The 16,020-nt window shown below is 44.4% G+C and carries 15 protein-coding genes and 1 tRNA gene; 15 read left to right on the top strand and 1 reads right to left on the bottom strand.

Annotated elements, in window-relative coordinates; genetic code table 11:
• The first annotated feature begins 199 nt into the window (after positions 1-199).
• Together C8N29_RS12415 and C8N29_RS12410 are read left to right on the top strand one after the other, a co-directional pair.
• Complete coding sequence (locus C8N29_RS12415; RefSeq protein WP_107866384.1) at positions 200-817, top strand: transcriptional initiation protein Tat; 618 nt, start codon at positions 200-202, stop codon at positions 815-817.
• A gap of 32 nt (positions 818-849) precedes the next feature.
• Positions 850-2,442 (top strand): GMC family oxidoreductase, encoded by a 1,593-nt coding sequence (locus C8N29_RS12410; protein ID WP_107866383.1) that lies wholly within the window; start codon positions 850-852, stop codon positions 2,440-2,442.
• A 46-nt stretch (positions 2,443-2,488) separates the two neighbouring features.
• Here the strand turns inward: C8N29_RS12410 and folD are convergent, their stop codons facing one another.
• Positions 2,489-3,331 carry a bifunctional methylenetetrahydrofolate dehydrogenase/methenyltetrahydrofolate cyclohydrolase FolD gene (gene folD / locus C8N29_RS12405; protein ID WP_107866382.1) on the bottom strand — a complete coding sequence of 281 codons (843 nt, stop codon included), beginning with the start codon at positions 3,329-3,331 and terminating at the stop codon, positions 2,489-2,491.
• 149 nt (positions 3,332-3,480) lie between these two features.
• Here folD and C8N29_RS12400 point away from each other — a divergent pair.
• The 13 genes from C8N29_RS12400 (at position 3,481) to queC (ending at position 15,792) form a co-directional block, all read left to right on the top strand.
• Positions 3,481-3,557: transfer RNA gene (locus tag C8N29_RS12400), tRNA-Arg, on the top strand.
• Positions 3,558-3,702: 145 nt separating this feature from the next.
• On the top strand, positions 3,703-4,737 hold the full coding sequence (ruvB, locus tag C8N29_RS12395) for a Holliday junction branch migration DNA helicase RuvB (RefSeq protein ID WP_107866381.1): 1,035 nt from the start codon (positions 3,703-3,705) through the stop codon (positions 4,735-4,737).
• On the top strand, positions 4,734-5,132 hold the full coding sequence (ybgC, locus tag C8N29_RS12390) for a tol-pal system-associated acyl-CoA thioesterase (protein ID WP_107866380.1): 399 nt from the start codon (positions 4,734-4,736) through the stop codon (positions 5,130-5,132). The genes ruvB and ybgC overlap by 4 nt, the downstream gene beginning before the upstream one ends.
• Positions 5,125-5,790: a protein TolQ gene (tolQ, locus tag C8N29_RS12385; RefSeq protein WP_107866379.1), complete on the top strand. Its 666-nt coding sequence runs from the start codon at positions 5,125-5,127 to the stop codon at positions 5,788-5,790. The genes ybgC and tolQ overlap by 8 nt, the downstream gene beginning before the upstream one ends.
• The gene (gene tolR, locus C8N29_RS12380) at positions 5,790-6,227 is read left to right on the top strand and encodes a protein TolR (RefSeq protein ID WP_107866378.1); all 438 of its coding nucleotides are present in this window, start codon (positions 5,790-5,792) and stop codon (positions 6,225-6,227) included. Before tolQ ends, tolR begins: the two co-directional genes overlap by 1 nt.
• An 84-nt stretch (positions 6,228-6,311) precedes the next feature.
• Complete coding sequence (gene tolA, locus C8N29_RS12375; protein ID WP_170106978.1) at positions 6,312-7,601, top strand: cell envelope integrity protein TolA; 1,290 nt, start codon at positions 6,312-6,314, stop codon at positions 7,599-7,601.
• A gap of 4 nt (positions 7,602-7,605) precedes the next feature.
• Positions 7,606-8,883 (top strand): Tol-Pal system beta propeller repeat protein TolB, encoded by a 1,278-nt coding sequence (gene tolB / locus C8N29_RS12370; RefSeq protein ID WP_107866376.1) that lies wholly within the window; start codon positions 7,606-7,608, stop codon positions 8,881-8,883.
• A 42-nt stretch (positions 8,884-8,925) separates the two neighbouring features.
• Positions 8,926-9,576 (top strand): peptidoglycan-associated lipoprotein Pal, encoded by a 651-nt coding sequence (gene pal, locus C8N29_RS12365; protein ID WP_107866442.1) that lies wholly within the window; start codon positions 8,926-8,928, stop codon positions 9,574-9,576.
• 251 nt (positions 9,577-9,827) lie between these two features.
• A complete protein-coding gene (locus tag C8N29_RS12360) occupies positions 9,828-12,386 on the top strand; it encodes a serine/threonine-protein kinase (RefSeq protein ID WP_107866375.1) in 2,559 nt (852 codons plus the stop codon).
• A 264-nt stretch (positions 12,387-12,650) separates the two neighbouring features.
• A complete protein-coding gene (locus C8N29_RS12355) occupies positions 12,651-13,379 on the top strand; it encodes a Stp1/IreP family PP2C-type Ser/Thr phosphatase (RefSeq protein ID WP_146164466.1) in 729 nt (242 codons plus the stop codon).
• A gap of 10 nt (positions 13,380-13,389) precedes the next feature.
• Positions 13,390-14,358, top strand: a complete 969-nt coding sequence (gene ybgF / locus C8N29_RS12350) for a tol-pal system protein YbgF (RefSeq protein ID WP_107866373.1) — start codon at positions 13,390-13,392, stop codon at positions 14,356-14,358.
• Between the two features lie 86 nt (positions 14,359-14,444).
• Positions 14,445-15,107: a 7-carboxy-7-deazaguanine synthase QueE gene (gene queE / locus C8N29_RS12345; RefSeq protein ID WP_107866372.1), complete on the top strand. Its 663-nt coding sequence runs from the start codon at positions 14,445-14,447 to the stop codon at positions 15,105-15,107.
• Positions 15,108-15,111: 4 nt separating this feature from the next.
• Entirely contained in the window at positions 15,112-15,792 is a 681-nt protein-coding gene (gene queC, locus C8N29_RS12340) for a 7-cyano-7-deazaguanine synthase QueC (protein WP_107866441.1), read from the top strand.
• Positions 15,793-16,020 lie beyond the last annotated feature (228 nt).

Below are 16,020 nucleotides of genomic sequence, written 5' to 3'. Positions count from 1 at the left end.
AATCCTTAGTCAGTTTAGGCTAGACTAAGATGCCCTGCGCTGATTGCTCGTCTATTAAATAATGTGTCCTATTGTTGACGTTGGCTGATTGGCTTTTTTGCCTTCGCCCAGACCGACATAGACACTGTATAAATTATCATGCGCAGTTATCATGATTACATAATATCGCTGAAAAAGCAGCATTTTGTCGGGGACGACTATGTCACATCAAGACCCTGCGCTTGTCCAACTAGAACAACAATTGGCAAGCCTTTCGCGTCGACGTTTTCTAAAAGCAGGTTTATTATTAGGCACGAGCGCCGCGACGGCTGTTACATTTCCTGCACGTGCATTAGCCGCTGATTCGGGGGTGCCCACCTATATTCGTCACCTCAGTGAGCCTGAATATCGCTTGTTTGACAAGCTACGGGTGGTATTTTTACCCACAGAACGCTTTAGTGATTTACCGTCAACTACGGAAGTGCCTGTCTTAGAAAACTTAGACAATATGGTCGGCCGTTTGAATGCAGATACCCGCTTTTTATTATCCCTTGGTTGTAAAGCCCTTGAGTTTAGCACCCTGTATAAACTCAAACGTTTTTCTAGTCTCTCTAACGAACAAGCCTTAAATCAACTTCGCTCATGGCAAAATGGCCTTGCTGTTCAAGGCGGCTTAGTGGTGACTCTCAAGACGCTCTTAGGAGTGGCCTATTGGCGCGACCCTAGAACATGGCAAGCCTTAGAATATGATGGCCCTGTAACCGCTAAATGGGGGATTCGTCGTTTAGGCAATATGCCTTTACCGCGCGACGATGACGATAAAAAAATGATTCTTTAATCTTGGTCTGCCAGCTCAGGAAACAATAACAAATGATTTATAGAGAACTCCCTAAAGAAGGTTTACCTGTCACTCAGGCAAGCGATATTCGTACTAGCCAAGATATTGTATTAAATGCGGACGTCGTGGTCGTTGGGTCGGGAACGGGTGGCGCGATTATTGCCCATGAGCTAGCGGCAGCAGGCAAAAGTGTCATTATTTTAGAGGCTGGCCGTTATGTACCGAGTAATAAATTTACTGAAGACATGGCGTGGGCTTTAGAAAATTTATATCAAGATGTGGGCGCACAAACCAATACTATTGGCGACACTATCGTGATGCAAGGTAATTGTGTCGGTGGTTCTTCTGTGATTAGTGCAACCATTGCCGTACGCGCACCTGATTATGTGCTGGAATCATGGGCTAAAGATCACGGTGTTGAAGGCCTCGCCCCCAATAAAATTGCCCCCTATTATGAAAAAGTTGAACGTCGTTTGCACGTCCATCTCAACGAACCGCATGAAATTAATGACTGTGCTAACGCAATTATCAGGGGGTGTGAAGCCTTAGGTTGGTCATGGCGTCCTCAATCACGTAACGTCAAACAATGTGCATTGACGGGTCACTGTTTGGCTGGCTGCCCTTCTGACCGTAAAACCTCGATGCAAGTCACGTATTTGGCATGGGCAGTAGCAGCAGGTGTCAAAATCTATGCCGATACCTATGTTGAGCAAATTCTCATCCAAAATGGCCGTGCTGTCGGCGTATCAGGTCGTATGATTGACCCTGATAACCAAGCAACAGTTGCCAATATTAAAGTTAATGCGCAAATTGTTGTCTCTGCTGCTGGGGCGATTCATACCCCACTCTTGTTACAACGCAGCAAACTCCCCAATAAAAATGACCAATTAGGCCGTAATTTATCTCTACATCCTACCAGTGTTGTGTTAGGTAAGTTCCCTGTGCCTGTTTATGGTTGGCGTGGTGCCTTTGCAGGCATGCACATTGATGAGTTTTTAGGTGAAGAAGACGGCAAAATGCTCATGGAATCCGGCTTAGCTGCACCCGTACAGTTAATGGCACAAAATGAACTCTCTATGGGGGTTGACCATATTCGTTTTATGCAAGAATTTAAGTATTTTTCTGCACTTAATATCCTATTACCCGATACAGGTCACGGTTATGTACATTGGAGTGGGCCTATTCGAGGCGGCTCGAAACGTATTGAATGGAATATGACTAAACCCGAATTTGCCTTGTTCAAAGACGGCCTAAAACGGGCTGGTCGCATCTTTTTTGCAGCAGGTGCAGAACGTGTCTACTTACCGACTTATCAGCGTATTCAAGCGACATCCCTCGAAGAACTTGACCAAATTGTAGACAGTATTGACTATGGTGCATTGGGCTTATTTGCCATGCGTCTGGTATCTGTCAATGCGCAGGGGAGCTGCCGTATGGGTGCTGACCGTAAGAAAGCCGTTATTGACCCCTATGGACAAAGTTATGAGGTAAGCGGTTTGTTTGTCAGCGATGCGAGCTTATTACCCAGTATCGCGGTACAACATCCTATGTTAACCGTTGCCGCACTCGCGCATTATATCGCCGATAAAATCATTAAAGATTACAAAGGCTACTTCTGGAGCTAATCCTCACGTGGTTGTGTGCCAAGAGACATACTTGGCACACAATATCTCAATCTGCTTGTTTTTCGGCTGCCATGACGGTTTGAGTCATCAGCGTTGCAATAGTCATTGGCCCTACACCGCCAGGCACAGGCGTATAAGCATTCGCCTTATTAACGACGCCTGCTAACTCGATATCACCCACTCCACCTGGATGATAACCTGCATCGACAACCACTGCGCCTTCTTTAATCCATTCACTTTTAATAAATTGCGGTTTACCCACTGCTCCCACCACAATATCTGCTTGTTTAATCAATTCTGATAACTGTTGTGTGCGTGAGTGACAGATGGTGACGGTGGCGTTAGCGGCTAATAACATCATTGCCATCGGTTTCCCTAAAATAGCACTACGACCAACAACGACCGCATGTTTGCCTTCAAGGGGTATTTGATAATGTTGTAATAAGGTCATAATACCTTGAGGAGTCGCCGAGCCATAAGCAAACTCCCCCATACTCATGCGACCAAATCCCAAACAGGTGACGCCGTCTACGTCCTTAGCTAAACTAATGGCATCAAAGCATGCCCGTTCATCAATCTGATGAGGGACAGGATGCTGCAACAAAATACCATGTACATTTGGATTATGATTGAGACTCTCTATTTGTGCGAGTAATTCTTGCGTGGTCGTATGTGCAGGCAAAGTCACAGAAATAGACTCCATACCAATACGACGACACGCATTGCCCTTCATTTTGACATAGGTCGCTGATGCGGGGTCATCGCCCACTAAAATGGTAGCCAAAATAGGTGTTTGTTGAGTTTTCTCTTTAAGAGCAGCAACCCGTTTGCTTAAATCCGCTTCAATTAAGCTGGCAAGCTGTTTACCGTCTAAAACAAATGCAGACATAGTGAACCTTTTTTCAATAAGCCAAAAATCAATACACTATTGTCTCACGAAGCATAAGAAAAAACCAAACTTAGCAAGTGATAAAATACCTAAAGTCCTGTTAAAACTAGACTTTCATCATAAACAATACTATGATTGCCGCCCTGCAAGCGCCCGTAGCTCAGCTGGATAGAGTACTGCCCTCCGAAGGCAGGGGTCGTGGGTTCGAATCCCGCCGGGCGCGCCATTCTTTTATCACAAGCACCACCAATTCTACGACCTAAATTGTCGTCTTTCTCGTATCTGACCATCAAATAACTTTTTATCAATTATTTAGCATAAAAACCTATGCTACCATTAGCATCATCTCTCGCTTATATGATTCTCAGTTTATGGCTCACGATCGCGGCATTATTACCCCACACGCACAACGTCAAGATGAAGTGATTGACCGTGCCATACGTCCCACCAGTTTAGACGACTATATTGGTCAGCCCAAAGTCCGTGAACAAATGGAAATTTTTATTCATGCGGCTAAAACTCGCGGGGAGGCATTAGACCACACCTTAATTTTTGGTCCTCCTGGTTTAGGCAAGACGACACTTGCTAATATTATTGCCCGCGAAATGGAAGGTGAATTAAAGTCTACCAGCGGGCCTGTACTGGAAAAAGCGGGTGACTTAGCCGCGCTACTAACCAATCTAGAAGCAGGTGATGTTTTATTTATTGACGAAATTCATCGTTTATCACCTGTTATCGAAGAAATTTTATACCCCGCAATGGAAGACTATCAGTTAGATATTGTCATTGGTGAAGGGCCTGGTGCGCGTTCGATTAAATTAGACCTACCTCCCTTTACCTTAGTTGCGGCAACAACACGAGCTGGCTTACTAACCTCCCCTTTGCGCGACCGTTTTGGCATTGTGCAACGATTAGAATTTTATAATGTCGCCGACCTCAGTTATATTGTCAGTCGCTCGGCGCGTTTATTAAATGTCCCTATGGAAGATGAAGGCGCGCTCGAAATTGCACGCCGCGCTCGGGGGACACCGCGTATCGCCAACCGTTTATTACGTCGTGTCCGCGATTATGCCGAAGTCAAGGGGAATGGCGTCATTACAGGCAGCGTCGCGAATGCTGCCTTAAATATGCTCGATGTTGACCAACACGGTTTTGATAACTTAGACCGTCGTTATTTGTTAGCCTTAATGGAAAAATTTAACGGGGGCCCCGCAGGTGTCGAAGCCTTAGCTGCTGCCATTGCCGAAGACTCAGGGACGCTAGAAGATGTCGTCGAACCCTACTTGATTCAACAAGGTATGGTCATGCGTACCGCGCGTGGACGAATTGCAACCCCTCATGCGTATTTACGTTTTGGTCTGACTATGCCTGAATCCTTAAAAACGCTTACAGGACAAACGGTATGAAGCGTTTTGAATGGCCCATTCGTATTTACATCGAAGACACAGATGCGGCTGGGATTGTGTACTACGTCAACTATCTCAAATTCATGGAACGTGCACGCACAGAATTTTTACGTGCCATCGGTTTTGGCCATTACCTTCATACCGAAGACTATGTCTTTGTGGTACGAAAAGCAGATATTCGTTATCGACAACCTGCTAAAATGGACGATAATCTGGTGGTGAGTGCAGAGATTGTCAAACAAGGCAAAGCCTCATTGACATTTAAGCAACAACTTTGTCGTGATAATCTACTACTCGCTGAGGCCGTAATTGAGATAGCCTGTGTGGATAGGCATCAACTCAAACCCTGCGCCTTACCCGTGCGCCTTTTGCAGTTATTAACCGATTATGAGTGATTTATCTATTCTTGGTCTCATCAGCCATGCCAGCATCCCTGTCAAATTGGTCATGTTGTCGCTGGTTGGCGCTTCTATTTATTCTTGGAGCTTAATTGCCAAATACCGTACGGTACATCGTAGTGCAAATAAACAACTCAAGGACTTTGAGGAACTCTTTTGGTCTGGTGCAGATTTGAATATGTTGTACCAACAAAGTGGTCAAAAAAGTGAGCGGCAAGGTGCAGAAGCTCTCTTTTATGCAGGGTTCAAAGAATTCATGCGTTTACGACAAAAAGGTCTGACAGCCGATGCTGTAATGCAAGGGGTTACACGTGCGATGCGTGTAACCTTAATGCAAGAACAAGAACGCTTAGAAGCCAAACTCCCTGCATTGGCCAGCATCGCATCGAGTGCTCCTTATGTTGGCTTATTTGGGACTGTGTGGGGAATTATGACCTCTTTTTTAGGGTTAGCTAAAGTGCAACAAGCCACCCTCGCTACGGTAGCTCCAGGCATTGCTGAAGCCTTAATTGCCACAGCCATTGGTCTATTTGCCGCTATTCCTGCGGTATTAGCCTATAACCATTTTATGGCGAATAGCGAGCAACTGAATAATCGTTATGCCATGTTTGCCGATGAGTTTAGCGGCATATTACACCGTGAAAGTCATCACTAATGGATACTAGCCCTTTTCAGCGCCAACGCCGCCATTTACTCGCGGAAATGAATGTTGTGCCTTATATAGACGTCATGTTAGTTCTGCTTGTCATTTTTATGATTACAGCACCGATGCTGACACAAGGTCTTAAAGTAGAGCTACCTGAAGTTGCGGCAGAAACCTTGTCTGTCGATAGTGCAGAGCCGTTCATCGTCAGTATCAAGGCGGATGGTAGCTATTGGTTAAAAGAAGGCAGCGCCGACCCTATTCGTCTCCCGCTAACCGCATTAAGTGAACGTTTAATGACTAGCCAACAAGCCCAGCCTCAGCGTCAGGTGCTAATCAATGGCGACAAAAACGTACCTTATGGTGACGTTGTCAAATTAATGTCCGCACTCCAAGAAGCCCATATTTTACGTGTTGGCCTTTTAACTGAACCTCCAACAACGCCCTAAGCCTTCATGATGCCTAAACCCGCATGCTTAGATTATTTGAAAAACCCCGTCGTGCAATCTCTCGTATTGCACGGTGGCCTTCTCTTGTTACTCGTTGGCTTTTCTGAACATTTTGTCCCCGAATTACCTGCACCCTCACCTGCTATACAAACAACCTTAGTTCCTGCCTCTGCGTTGGCAGCAGAAGTACCTGTGGCTTCGGAATCAGAACCCACCCCTGAAACGCTCGAAGAGCCTATCACTACACCAACCCGTGTTTCTACTTCGGCTATTCAAGACGCTCAAGCTAAAGCAGATAAATTAGCCAAAGAAAAAGCTGAAAAAGACGCCCAAGCTAAAGCGGATAAAATCGCCAAAGAAAAAGCTGAAAAAGAAGCTCAAGCCAAAGCGGATAAATTAGCCAAAGAAAAAGCTGAAAAAGAAGCTCAAGCTAAAGCAGATAAATTAGCCAAAGAAAAAGCTGAAAAAGACGCTCAAGCCAAAGCAGATAAAATCGCCAAAGAAAAAGCTGAAAAAGACGCTCAAGCTAAAGCGGATAAAATCGCCAAAGAAAAAGCTGAAAAAGAAGCTCAAGCTAAAGCGGATAAAATCGCCAAAGAAAAAGCTGAAAAAGACGCTCAAGCTAAAGCGGATAAATTAGCCAAAGAAAAAGCTGAAAAAGACGCTCAAGCCAAAGCGGATAAATTAGCCAAAGAAAAAGCAGAAAAAGACGCTCAAGCCAAAGCGGATAAATTAGCCAAAGAAAAAGCTGAAAAAGACGCTCAAGCTAAAGCGGATAAAATCGCCAAAGAAAAAGCTGAAAAAGAAGCTCAAGCTAAAGCGGATAAAATCGCCAAAGAAAAAGCTGAAAAAGACGCTCAAGCTAAAGCGGATAAATTAGCCAAAGAAAAAGCAGAAAAAGAAGCTGCTGCTCGTAAAAAACTGCAAGACGCGCTCAAAAATAACAGTTTAGACCAAGAAATGGCTGATTTAGAAGGAAAAATAGCAGCCGAGAAACAAGCACGACTGCGTAAGCAAGCCGCGCTAGCAGCGCAACAAGAAGCCGAGCGTTTAGCTCAAGCCAAAGCGCAAGCAGATAAACAACGAGAGCAAAACGAGTTAATCAAAAAATATAAACAACGTATTTATGAAGCCATTAAAAATGAATGGCTGATTCCACCTAAAAGTAATGAACTCAGTGCACAGGTGCGCATCGTCTTGTTACCAGATGGTGACGTCCGTAGTATTGTTTTTATTAAACGTAGTGGTAATGACGCGTTTGATGCGAGTATAGAAGTTGCCATTAAAAAGGCTGCGCCACTACCTGTTCCTACAGAAAGTGCGCTATTTAATGAGTTCCGAAGTTTAACGTTTAATTTTAGCAGCAAGGATTAGTCATATGCTGTCTTATCTCCGTTTGATAATCGGTGTCGTGCTGAGTCTACATATCCTCTCTGTCGCCCATGCCGATTTAACCATTGATATTGTCAAATCCAGTACCAATAGTACGCCTATTGCTATTGTGCCCTTCAGTAATGATACCGCCACCGAGAGCTTAGACAGTATTATCAGTGCAGACTTAGCACGCAGTGGTTTGTTTAACCCCAGTAAAAACTTTCCCGAACGCCCGAGCACGAGCAACGAAATCCAATTTGGCTTGTGGCAAGCGCTCAATCTAGATTACGTGGTGGTAGGCAAAGTCACACCTGATGCCAATAACCAACTCACTATTCAATACGAACTAAGCAGCAGCCTACAACAAAAACGTCTATTGGGCGAAAGTATGACCATTCCGCCTACCCGTTGGCGTGAAGCTGCTCACTTTATTAGTGACCGTATTTTTAAGCAACTCACAGGGATTGATGGGTCTTTTAGTAGCCGTATTGCGTATGTTTTACAATACAAAAAAAATAACAGTCTCTTTTATCGCTTAGAGGTCGCCGATGCCGATGGTCGCCAACCTATTAACATCTTAGAAACTAGCGAGCCTATTTTATCGCCTCATTGGTCTCCCAATGGCAAACAAATTGCTTATGTTTCCTTTGAAAGTGGCAAACCCGCTATTTATTTACAGGATATTAATAGCCCACAACGGCAATTAATTGCTAGCTTTAAGGGCTTAAACGGTGCACCCGCTTGGTCGCCTGATGGAACAAAATTAGCGATGACTTTGTCACACGAAGGTAATCCTGAGATTTATATTTTGGAAATTGCCAACAAAAAGCTAACACGGGTTACGAACCATTACGCCATTGATACCGAAGCACGTTGGTTTCCTGACGGTCGTGCGTTACTCTTTACCTCAGACCGCGGTGGTAGCCCACAGCTCTATCGCTTAGATTTGGCCACACAAACCGTAAAACGACTGACTTTTGATGGCGCTTTTAATGCGCGTGGCAGTGTTAGTCCTAATGGAAAGTATATTGCAATGGTGCATCGTCGCAGTGGACAAAACTATCAAATAGCGATTCAAGATTTACAAACAGGTGGTCTAACGACTTTAACTGACACACCGCTAGATGAATCGCCCAGCTTTGCGCCCAATAGCCAAATGATTGTTTACGCAACGCGGCAAGGGAACAAAGGGATACTGGGTATTATGTCGTTAGATGGTCGTTTTAAGTTACAGCTTCCTGCCAATGAAGGGCAAGTTCGTGAGCCAACATGGTCACCTTAAACTCGTGGCAACTCTATGTCTATTTCTTATGAGGATTTTATGATGTCAACGACTAAAATTTCTTTAGCCCTTGCTTTAGTTTTAGGTTTAGGGATGACAGGTTGCGCCTCACTCAAAGGCAAAAACACGACAACCACACCAACCACTGAAACCACGTCCGCGAGTAATACGGATAGTAATAATGCCAATGCTACTGCCAGTACCAATAGCATTAGCGAGCAAGACCGCTTAAATGCCAATGGTTTAGGCGGTAATAACAGTGCTAATAACGACGCCAATGCAAATGATGGCACAAACAGTAGCGGCACAGATGACAGTACCGCCAACGAAGTCAGCATGGCCGATTTACTGACGATTCGTCTCGTACATTTTGATTATGACAGCGTAGACCTGAGCCAAGAGGATATGCGTACCTTACAAGCGCATGCCCAATACCTTAAACAAACACCCAATGCCAAAGTCTTATTAGCAGGTCATGCCGATGAACGTGGGACACGTGAATATAATATGGCACTGGGTGAGCGTCGGGCAAACGCCGTACAGGCCTTCTTAAGCAGTAATGGCGCACGAGCCAGCCAACTCGATACCGTCAGCTACGGTAAAGAAAAACCGATTAATGATGGTCATGATGAAGCAGCTTGGGCAGAAAACCGTCGCGTCGAAATCAGTTATACCGCCAATGCACCTAAATAACATCATTGTTCAAAACTTAGGCTATCTAAGCTATAAACATCGTGAAGGCCTCATCTGAGGCCTTTTTCTTGCCTGTGTTGATGCTACCTTTTAGCCATGATTGTGTATACAATCACTCTCTGATACAAATAATAACGAACATGATTGTGCAAAACCTAACATCAAGGTCGTAACACACGTTTTCTTGATGGTTAAGCCTCAAAAACGGCTAATTGATTTAGCCAGACTTTTACCAAGCAGCAGGATTCGCTATGCCAAAGGTAACTCTATCGTGGAAAAGTGACTGGTTTATTGGCCTTGTCATTACAAGTTTTATGGCAGTGATTGCCGCTTCACCCTTAATTGAAAATCTAGAACGTAATGCCTACGACATGGGGGTACGCTCTAGCCATCACGAGGCAGGCGATAAAATTGCCGTGATTGCTATTGATGACGAAAGCATCAGTAATATTGGTCGTTGGCCGTGGCCACGCAGTTACTTAGCCGAAATGGTGAATGGCCTCAATCAAGGCGGTGCGAAAGCGATTGGTTTACCCATCTTTTTGTCAGAGCCACAAGTTGACCCTGGTCTGAAGTCGTTGCGTGAGCTGAATGAGTTTTATGCGCAACAATTGGCACCAATGGCCGATAATGCCGCGATTGGTGAGCTTGGCATGAAATTAGCCGAGGCAGAATCAGCACTCAATACCGACCAACAACTCGCCGATAGTTTTGCTAATGCCAAAAATGTCGTTTTACCGATGCAATTTGTCTTGGGAGCAATGCAAGGTCACCCTGATGGCGAACTCCCTGCTTATGTGACTCGTAATCAAATCACTAATATTCAAGACGATAAAGACGCGTCTAGCCTAGGTATGACGCCTCCAGAAACCAATCAAGCTGTTCCGCCCGTTGCACAATTAGGTGAACAAGCCGCCTTTATTGGGCATTTAACTATTAATCCAGACAACGACGGCGGCATTAGAACTGAGCCGTTGTTGATTAGTTATGATGGCGCATACTACCCTTCGCTATCCCTCATGCTGGCTGCCAAAAGTCTCAACTTGAAGCCCGAAGATATTCAACTTAATTTAGGTGACAGCTTAAAACTGGGTAAATTAGACATCAAAACCGATGAATTTTCGCAAATGCGCACTTTCTACTACGGGGATGTTGATGAGTTAAGCCCCTTTGCGATTGATTCTTTTTATGATGTCGTTAGTGGCAAAATTCCTGTCAGTAAATACAAAGACAAAATCGTCATTATCGGCCCTACAGCCTATGGTTTAGGCTCACCACAAGTGACGCCCATTTCTCCTGCCATGGAGCCTGTGCTTATCTTGGCACATAATGTAGCCAGCATTCTAAACCAAAACTTTTTCTTAGTCCCCGAATGGAGTCCACTCTTACGTTGGGGGCTATTTTTGGTGGCCGCTCTGTATTTGATGTTGTTATTACCTAGACTGAGCGCCAAACATGCTGTTTGGGCATCCACCACCTTTGTCATTGCCTTGTTAAGTGCGCATTTTGTGTTAATGACTAATTCTGGGATTTGGGTACCCTTGATGTTACCTGCCGCACTAGTTGTCGTTGGCCATATTTTGTTGACCACTAAACGTTATTTAGTGACCGAAAAAGCCAAAGTCCGCTCAGACGAAAAATCTGCCGAATCCAATCGTATGCTCGGTTTAGCATTACAGCAACAAGGTCAATTAGATATGGCTTTTGAGAAGTTTCGTCAATGTCCGCGTGATGAATCTATTCTCGATGTCATGTATAACCTTGCGCTGGATTATGAACGTAAACGACAATTTAATAAGGCCATTTCGGTTTATCAGTACATGGCTGACTTTGCACCCGAATTTCGTGACCTTAAAGAAAAACTGGCTCGCGCTAAAAAACTCGAAGAAACCGTTATTTTGGGTGGTAGTAGTAGCAGTGCCAGCAATTCAACCATGATTCTCGACCCTCACAGTGACGAAAAGCCGATGCTGGGTCGTTATCAAGTTGAAAAAGAATTAGGTAAAGGTGCGATGGGTGTCGTTTATTTGGGTAAAGACCCCAAAATTAACCGCGTGGTTGCTATTAAAACCATGGCACTTAAAGAAGAGTTTGAAGCTGATGAGCTCGAAGAAGTCAAAGAACGTTTCTTTCGTGAAGCCGAAACCGCAGGTCGCCTCAACCATCCCAATATTGTCACCATTTATGATGCAGGTGAAGAGCATGACTTGGCCTACATTGCTATGGAGTTCTTAAAAGGCCATGATTTAGCGCGCTACACCAAAGCCGATGCGCTATTACCTGTGCCTAAAGTCATCAATATTATCCATAAAGCGGCCTTAGCCTTAGACTACGCCCATGAGTTTAATATTGTCCATCGCGATATTAAACCTGCCAATATTATGTTCAATCCTGAAAATAGTGATATCAAAATCACGGACTTTGGTATTGCACGCATCACCGACTCTAGCAAAACCAAAACAGGGACAGTATTAGGTACTCCCACCTATATGTCGCCTGAGCAATTAGCGGGTCATAAAGTCGATGGTCGTTCTGATTTATACAGTTTAGGTGTTATGTTTTATCAAATGCTCGCAGGCACACCCCCATTTAAGGCAGAGTCGATGGCGGCATTGATGTTCAAAATCACCAATGAGCCTCACCCACCGTTGTTTAGCAAACGTCCCGAACTCGAAGCACAGTTACCTTGTATTGCCAGTGTTATTGATAAAGCCTTGGCAAAAAATGTCTCTGAGCGATACCAAACAGGACGTGAATTTGCGCGTGCAATTAAAAACTGTATTGAATCCTGCGGTCAAAAAACAGGCTAATCCAAGCAGCGCATGCCGTTGATTTGAGCATGCGCTGCTTGACGCTAACGTGACGCATATTGTAATAACATCAAAACAGACAGCTAAGCCAATTTGCATGCCCATTTTACTGTTAAAATAAGGGCTTAATGATATAACTTATAAATTGTTCTAAGTTTATATACGCACAAAGTTAAGGCGATTGCTAGATAATAATGACGCACCTCAGTGTTAGTTCAAATGAGCATGCAAGCTCAGTGACCATAACAGGGAGCTATACAGACTTTGAATACAACCACATTAATGATGACAGGCTGCACTGATGCAGGTAAAACACGTACAAGCAATGAAGATTGTATTTTGTGTTTACCCACATTTGGTGCTGCACTTTTAGCCGATGGTATGGGCGGCCATAGTGCAGGCGAAGTTGCTAGCCGTACGGCTGTCGATACCGTCAGTGCCATTCTTAAACAAACAACACGCGGCGTCTCTCCCCATGAACGCCTTGAAACAGCCTTACAAGCAGCGCATTCTGTGATTCGCGAAAAGGCCAGACAATCGCTTCGTTGTCGTGGCATGGGTACGACCTTTGTCGGGGTGTTAGTTGAAAATGGGTATTTACACCACGCTCACGTTGGTGACTCTCGCTTATATGTCTTGCGTGAAGGCCAAATGACGGCACTGACACATGACCACTCCTTATTACAAGAATTCATTGATCAAGGCTTTTACAGCCGCGAAGAAGCGCAAGAAAAAGTGTCTCGTAATATATTGACACGGGCTTTAGGTTTAGAGCCACAAGTGATGATTGATTATGATTACTTAAAAATAAACAAAGGTGACCGTTTTTTACTTTGTAGTGATGGTTTATACGATATGTTAACAGAGCATGAAATGGCGGCACTACTTGGTCGGACACATGACTTAGATGGAATTGCCTTAGATATGTTAGAGTTAGCAAATGCCCGCCGAAGTAAAGATAATGTTTCGGTAATTGTTATTGCAGGTTTTTAGGTTGAATTGTATGTCGCGTTTTTTTGTTCTTGCTACCACATTAAGTGCCCTGTCGATTGCGCAGGCTGCCGATATTATTGTTGAGGAAAAACCCCTCAGTGCAGCTCCTGTACAAACACAAAGTATTCCAGCCACCAAACCTATTCAAGCCCAACCCTTAGATAGTACGCCGTCGATGCAATGGCAGCTTTATCAGCAAGTCCAACAGTTGCAACAGGAAGTACGGGATTTACGCGGTCAACTTGAAGTGCAGGCAAATGTCATTGAGCGGATGAAACAAGATGCACGTAATCGTTATTTAGACTTAGACCAACGTATTACAGAGCTTAAAAATAGACCCGTGAATGCTGATGGCAGTACCCTGATTACCGCAACACAGCCGTCAACCACTATTATGGCCAATACGGCAGCCATCACTAATGCAACGCCTATCACCACCACACCCCCAACAGCCGATAGTACAACGCCTAATCCAGATGACGAGAAAAAAGCCTATTTTGCGGCCTATCAAACTTTCAAAACAGGCGGGCCTAATAAAGCCATTACACCAATGCGTAATTTTATTAAAAACTATCCACAAAGCACTTATATTGCCAGCGCCTATTATTGGCTAGGTGAATTTTATTTAGCTGCTAGCCCTGCCGATGTTGCCAACGCCAAAAAGAGCTTCAAAATTGTCAGTGAACAATACCCAGATGCACCCAAAGCTGCATCCGCATTGCTAAAGCTCGGCAGTTTTGCCGATGTCGATGGTAAAACCCAAGAAGCCATCAAATATATGCTCAAAATTGTTAAAGACTTTCCAAACTCTGAAGAAGCAAAAGCCGCTAAAAGTTACTTAGCCGCACAAAATGTACCTATTCCTGTAGACAAAGCCAAAGCAAAAATCGTCGATAACACTAAAACAGCAGACAAAACGAAGCCTTCTGTAAAAGAGGATAAAACGAAAAACACAGAAAAGCCCAAGACGACGCCATAATCTGTTATCATAGTTGCCCTTTAATGCGGGCTAAAGCTCCTCTTTAGCCCCTACTCTCTATCTCCTGATGACGTGAGCGGTACATAGTGGCATCTGATGTTTTAGGTCAAGAACTTCGTATTACTGAAATATTTTTTTCCTTACAGGGTGAAGCGCGTACTGTCGGTTTACCCACTGTTTTTATTCGCTTGACGGGCTGTCCACTGCGCTGTGCTTACTGTGATACGACCTATTCTTTTACAGGCGGCGAAAAATTCAGTATCGGGCAAATTTTGCAGCAAGTAGCCGACTATGGTGCACATTATGTATGCGTGACAGGTGGAGAGCCCTTGGCACAGCCCAATTGCCTCTTATTACTCACGGCTCTCTGTGACTTAGGTTATTCGGTATCTTTAGAAACCAGTGGCGCCTTAGATGTTCGTGAGGTGGATATTCGTGTCAGTAAAGTCGTAGACCTCAAAACCCCCGACTCAGGGGAATCACATCGAAATCTTTATGAGAATTTGCCGCACTTAAGCCCTCACGACCAAATCAAATTTGTCATTTGTAGCCGTCGTGATTACGATTGGGCGCGCTTCAAAATCGACGAATACCAACTCAAACACCGCGTGAGTGATATTTTACTGTCGCCAAGTCACGGTCAGCAAAATCCAACCGAGCTTGCTCAGTGGATTATTCAAGATAAACTGCCCGTCCGTTTGCAAGTGCAGCTACATAAATATTTATGGAATAATGAACCAGGCCATTGATACTATGAATTTATCCACCAAACCCCGCGCTGTTGTTTTATTATCAGGTGGTTTAGATTCCGCCACCTGCTTAGCGATTGCCAATCAACATTATGATTGTTATGCCCTCAGTTTTGCCTATGGTCAACGTCATAATAGTGAGCTCTTGGCGGCACAACGTATTGCTCAGGCTTTAGGGGTTTGTGAGCATCGTATTATTAGCATTGACTTGGCAGGCATTGGCGGCTCTGCACTCACCGACTTATCTATTGCGGTACCCGAACAAGCCAGTGAAGGGATTCCTGTCACTTATGTTCCTGCTAGAAATACCATCTTTTTAGCTTATGCCTTAGGCTTTGCCGAAGTCATAGGCGCACAACATATTGTCATTGGTGTCAACGCTGTCGATTACTCGGGCTATCCCGATTGCCGCCCCGAATATATTGCCGCTTTTCAGCACTTAGCTGATTTAGCAACCAAATCAGGGGTTGAAGGTCAAAGCCTGCGCATTGAGACACCGCTATTACACTTGTCGAAAGCCGATATCATTCAAACTGGGATTCAGTTAGGTGTCGATTATAGCTTGACGGTTTCCTGCTATCAGGCGGATACCGAAGGCCGCGCTTGTGGTAAATGTGACAGTTGCCGTTTACGTAAGGAAGGCTTTGCAAGCGCCCAATGCCCTGATCCTACGCATTACCAATAACACCATAAAAGCCATACACTGACTAGCGTCTGTTGGGACATATCCAAACGGAAAAAGCGATTTTCTGAGGCTATTTTGTTGGCAATAACCAAACTACACGACTTTAGCTGCCATATTCTAAAAAACCGTTTCTTACGCGAGCATAATCAAAAGGTCAACAGCCCCTATTGTTCTATGGACAAATATAGAGTAAACACATAAAACATTTTAGGGCTTGCATAGATAACT

The sequence above is a fragment of the Agitococcus lubricus genome, from assembly GCF_003051055.1.
GTDB classification, from domain to species: Bacteria; Pseudomonadota; Gammaproteobacteria; order Pseudomonadales; family Moraxellaceae; genus Agitococcus; species Agitococcus lubricus.
The sequence above is the reverse complement of the archived record's forward strand: the minus strand, read 5'-3'. Positions and strand labels throughout refer to the sequence as shown.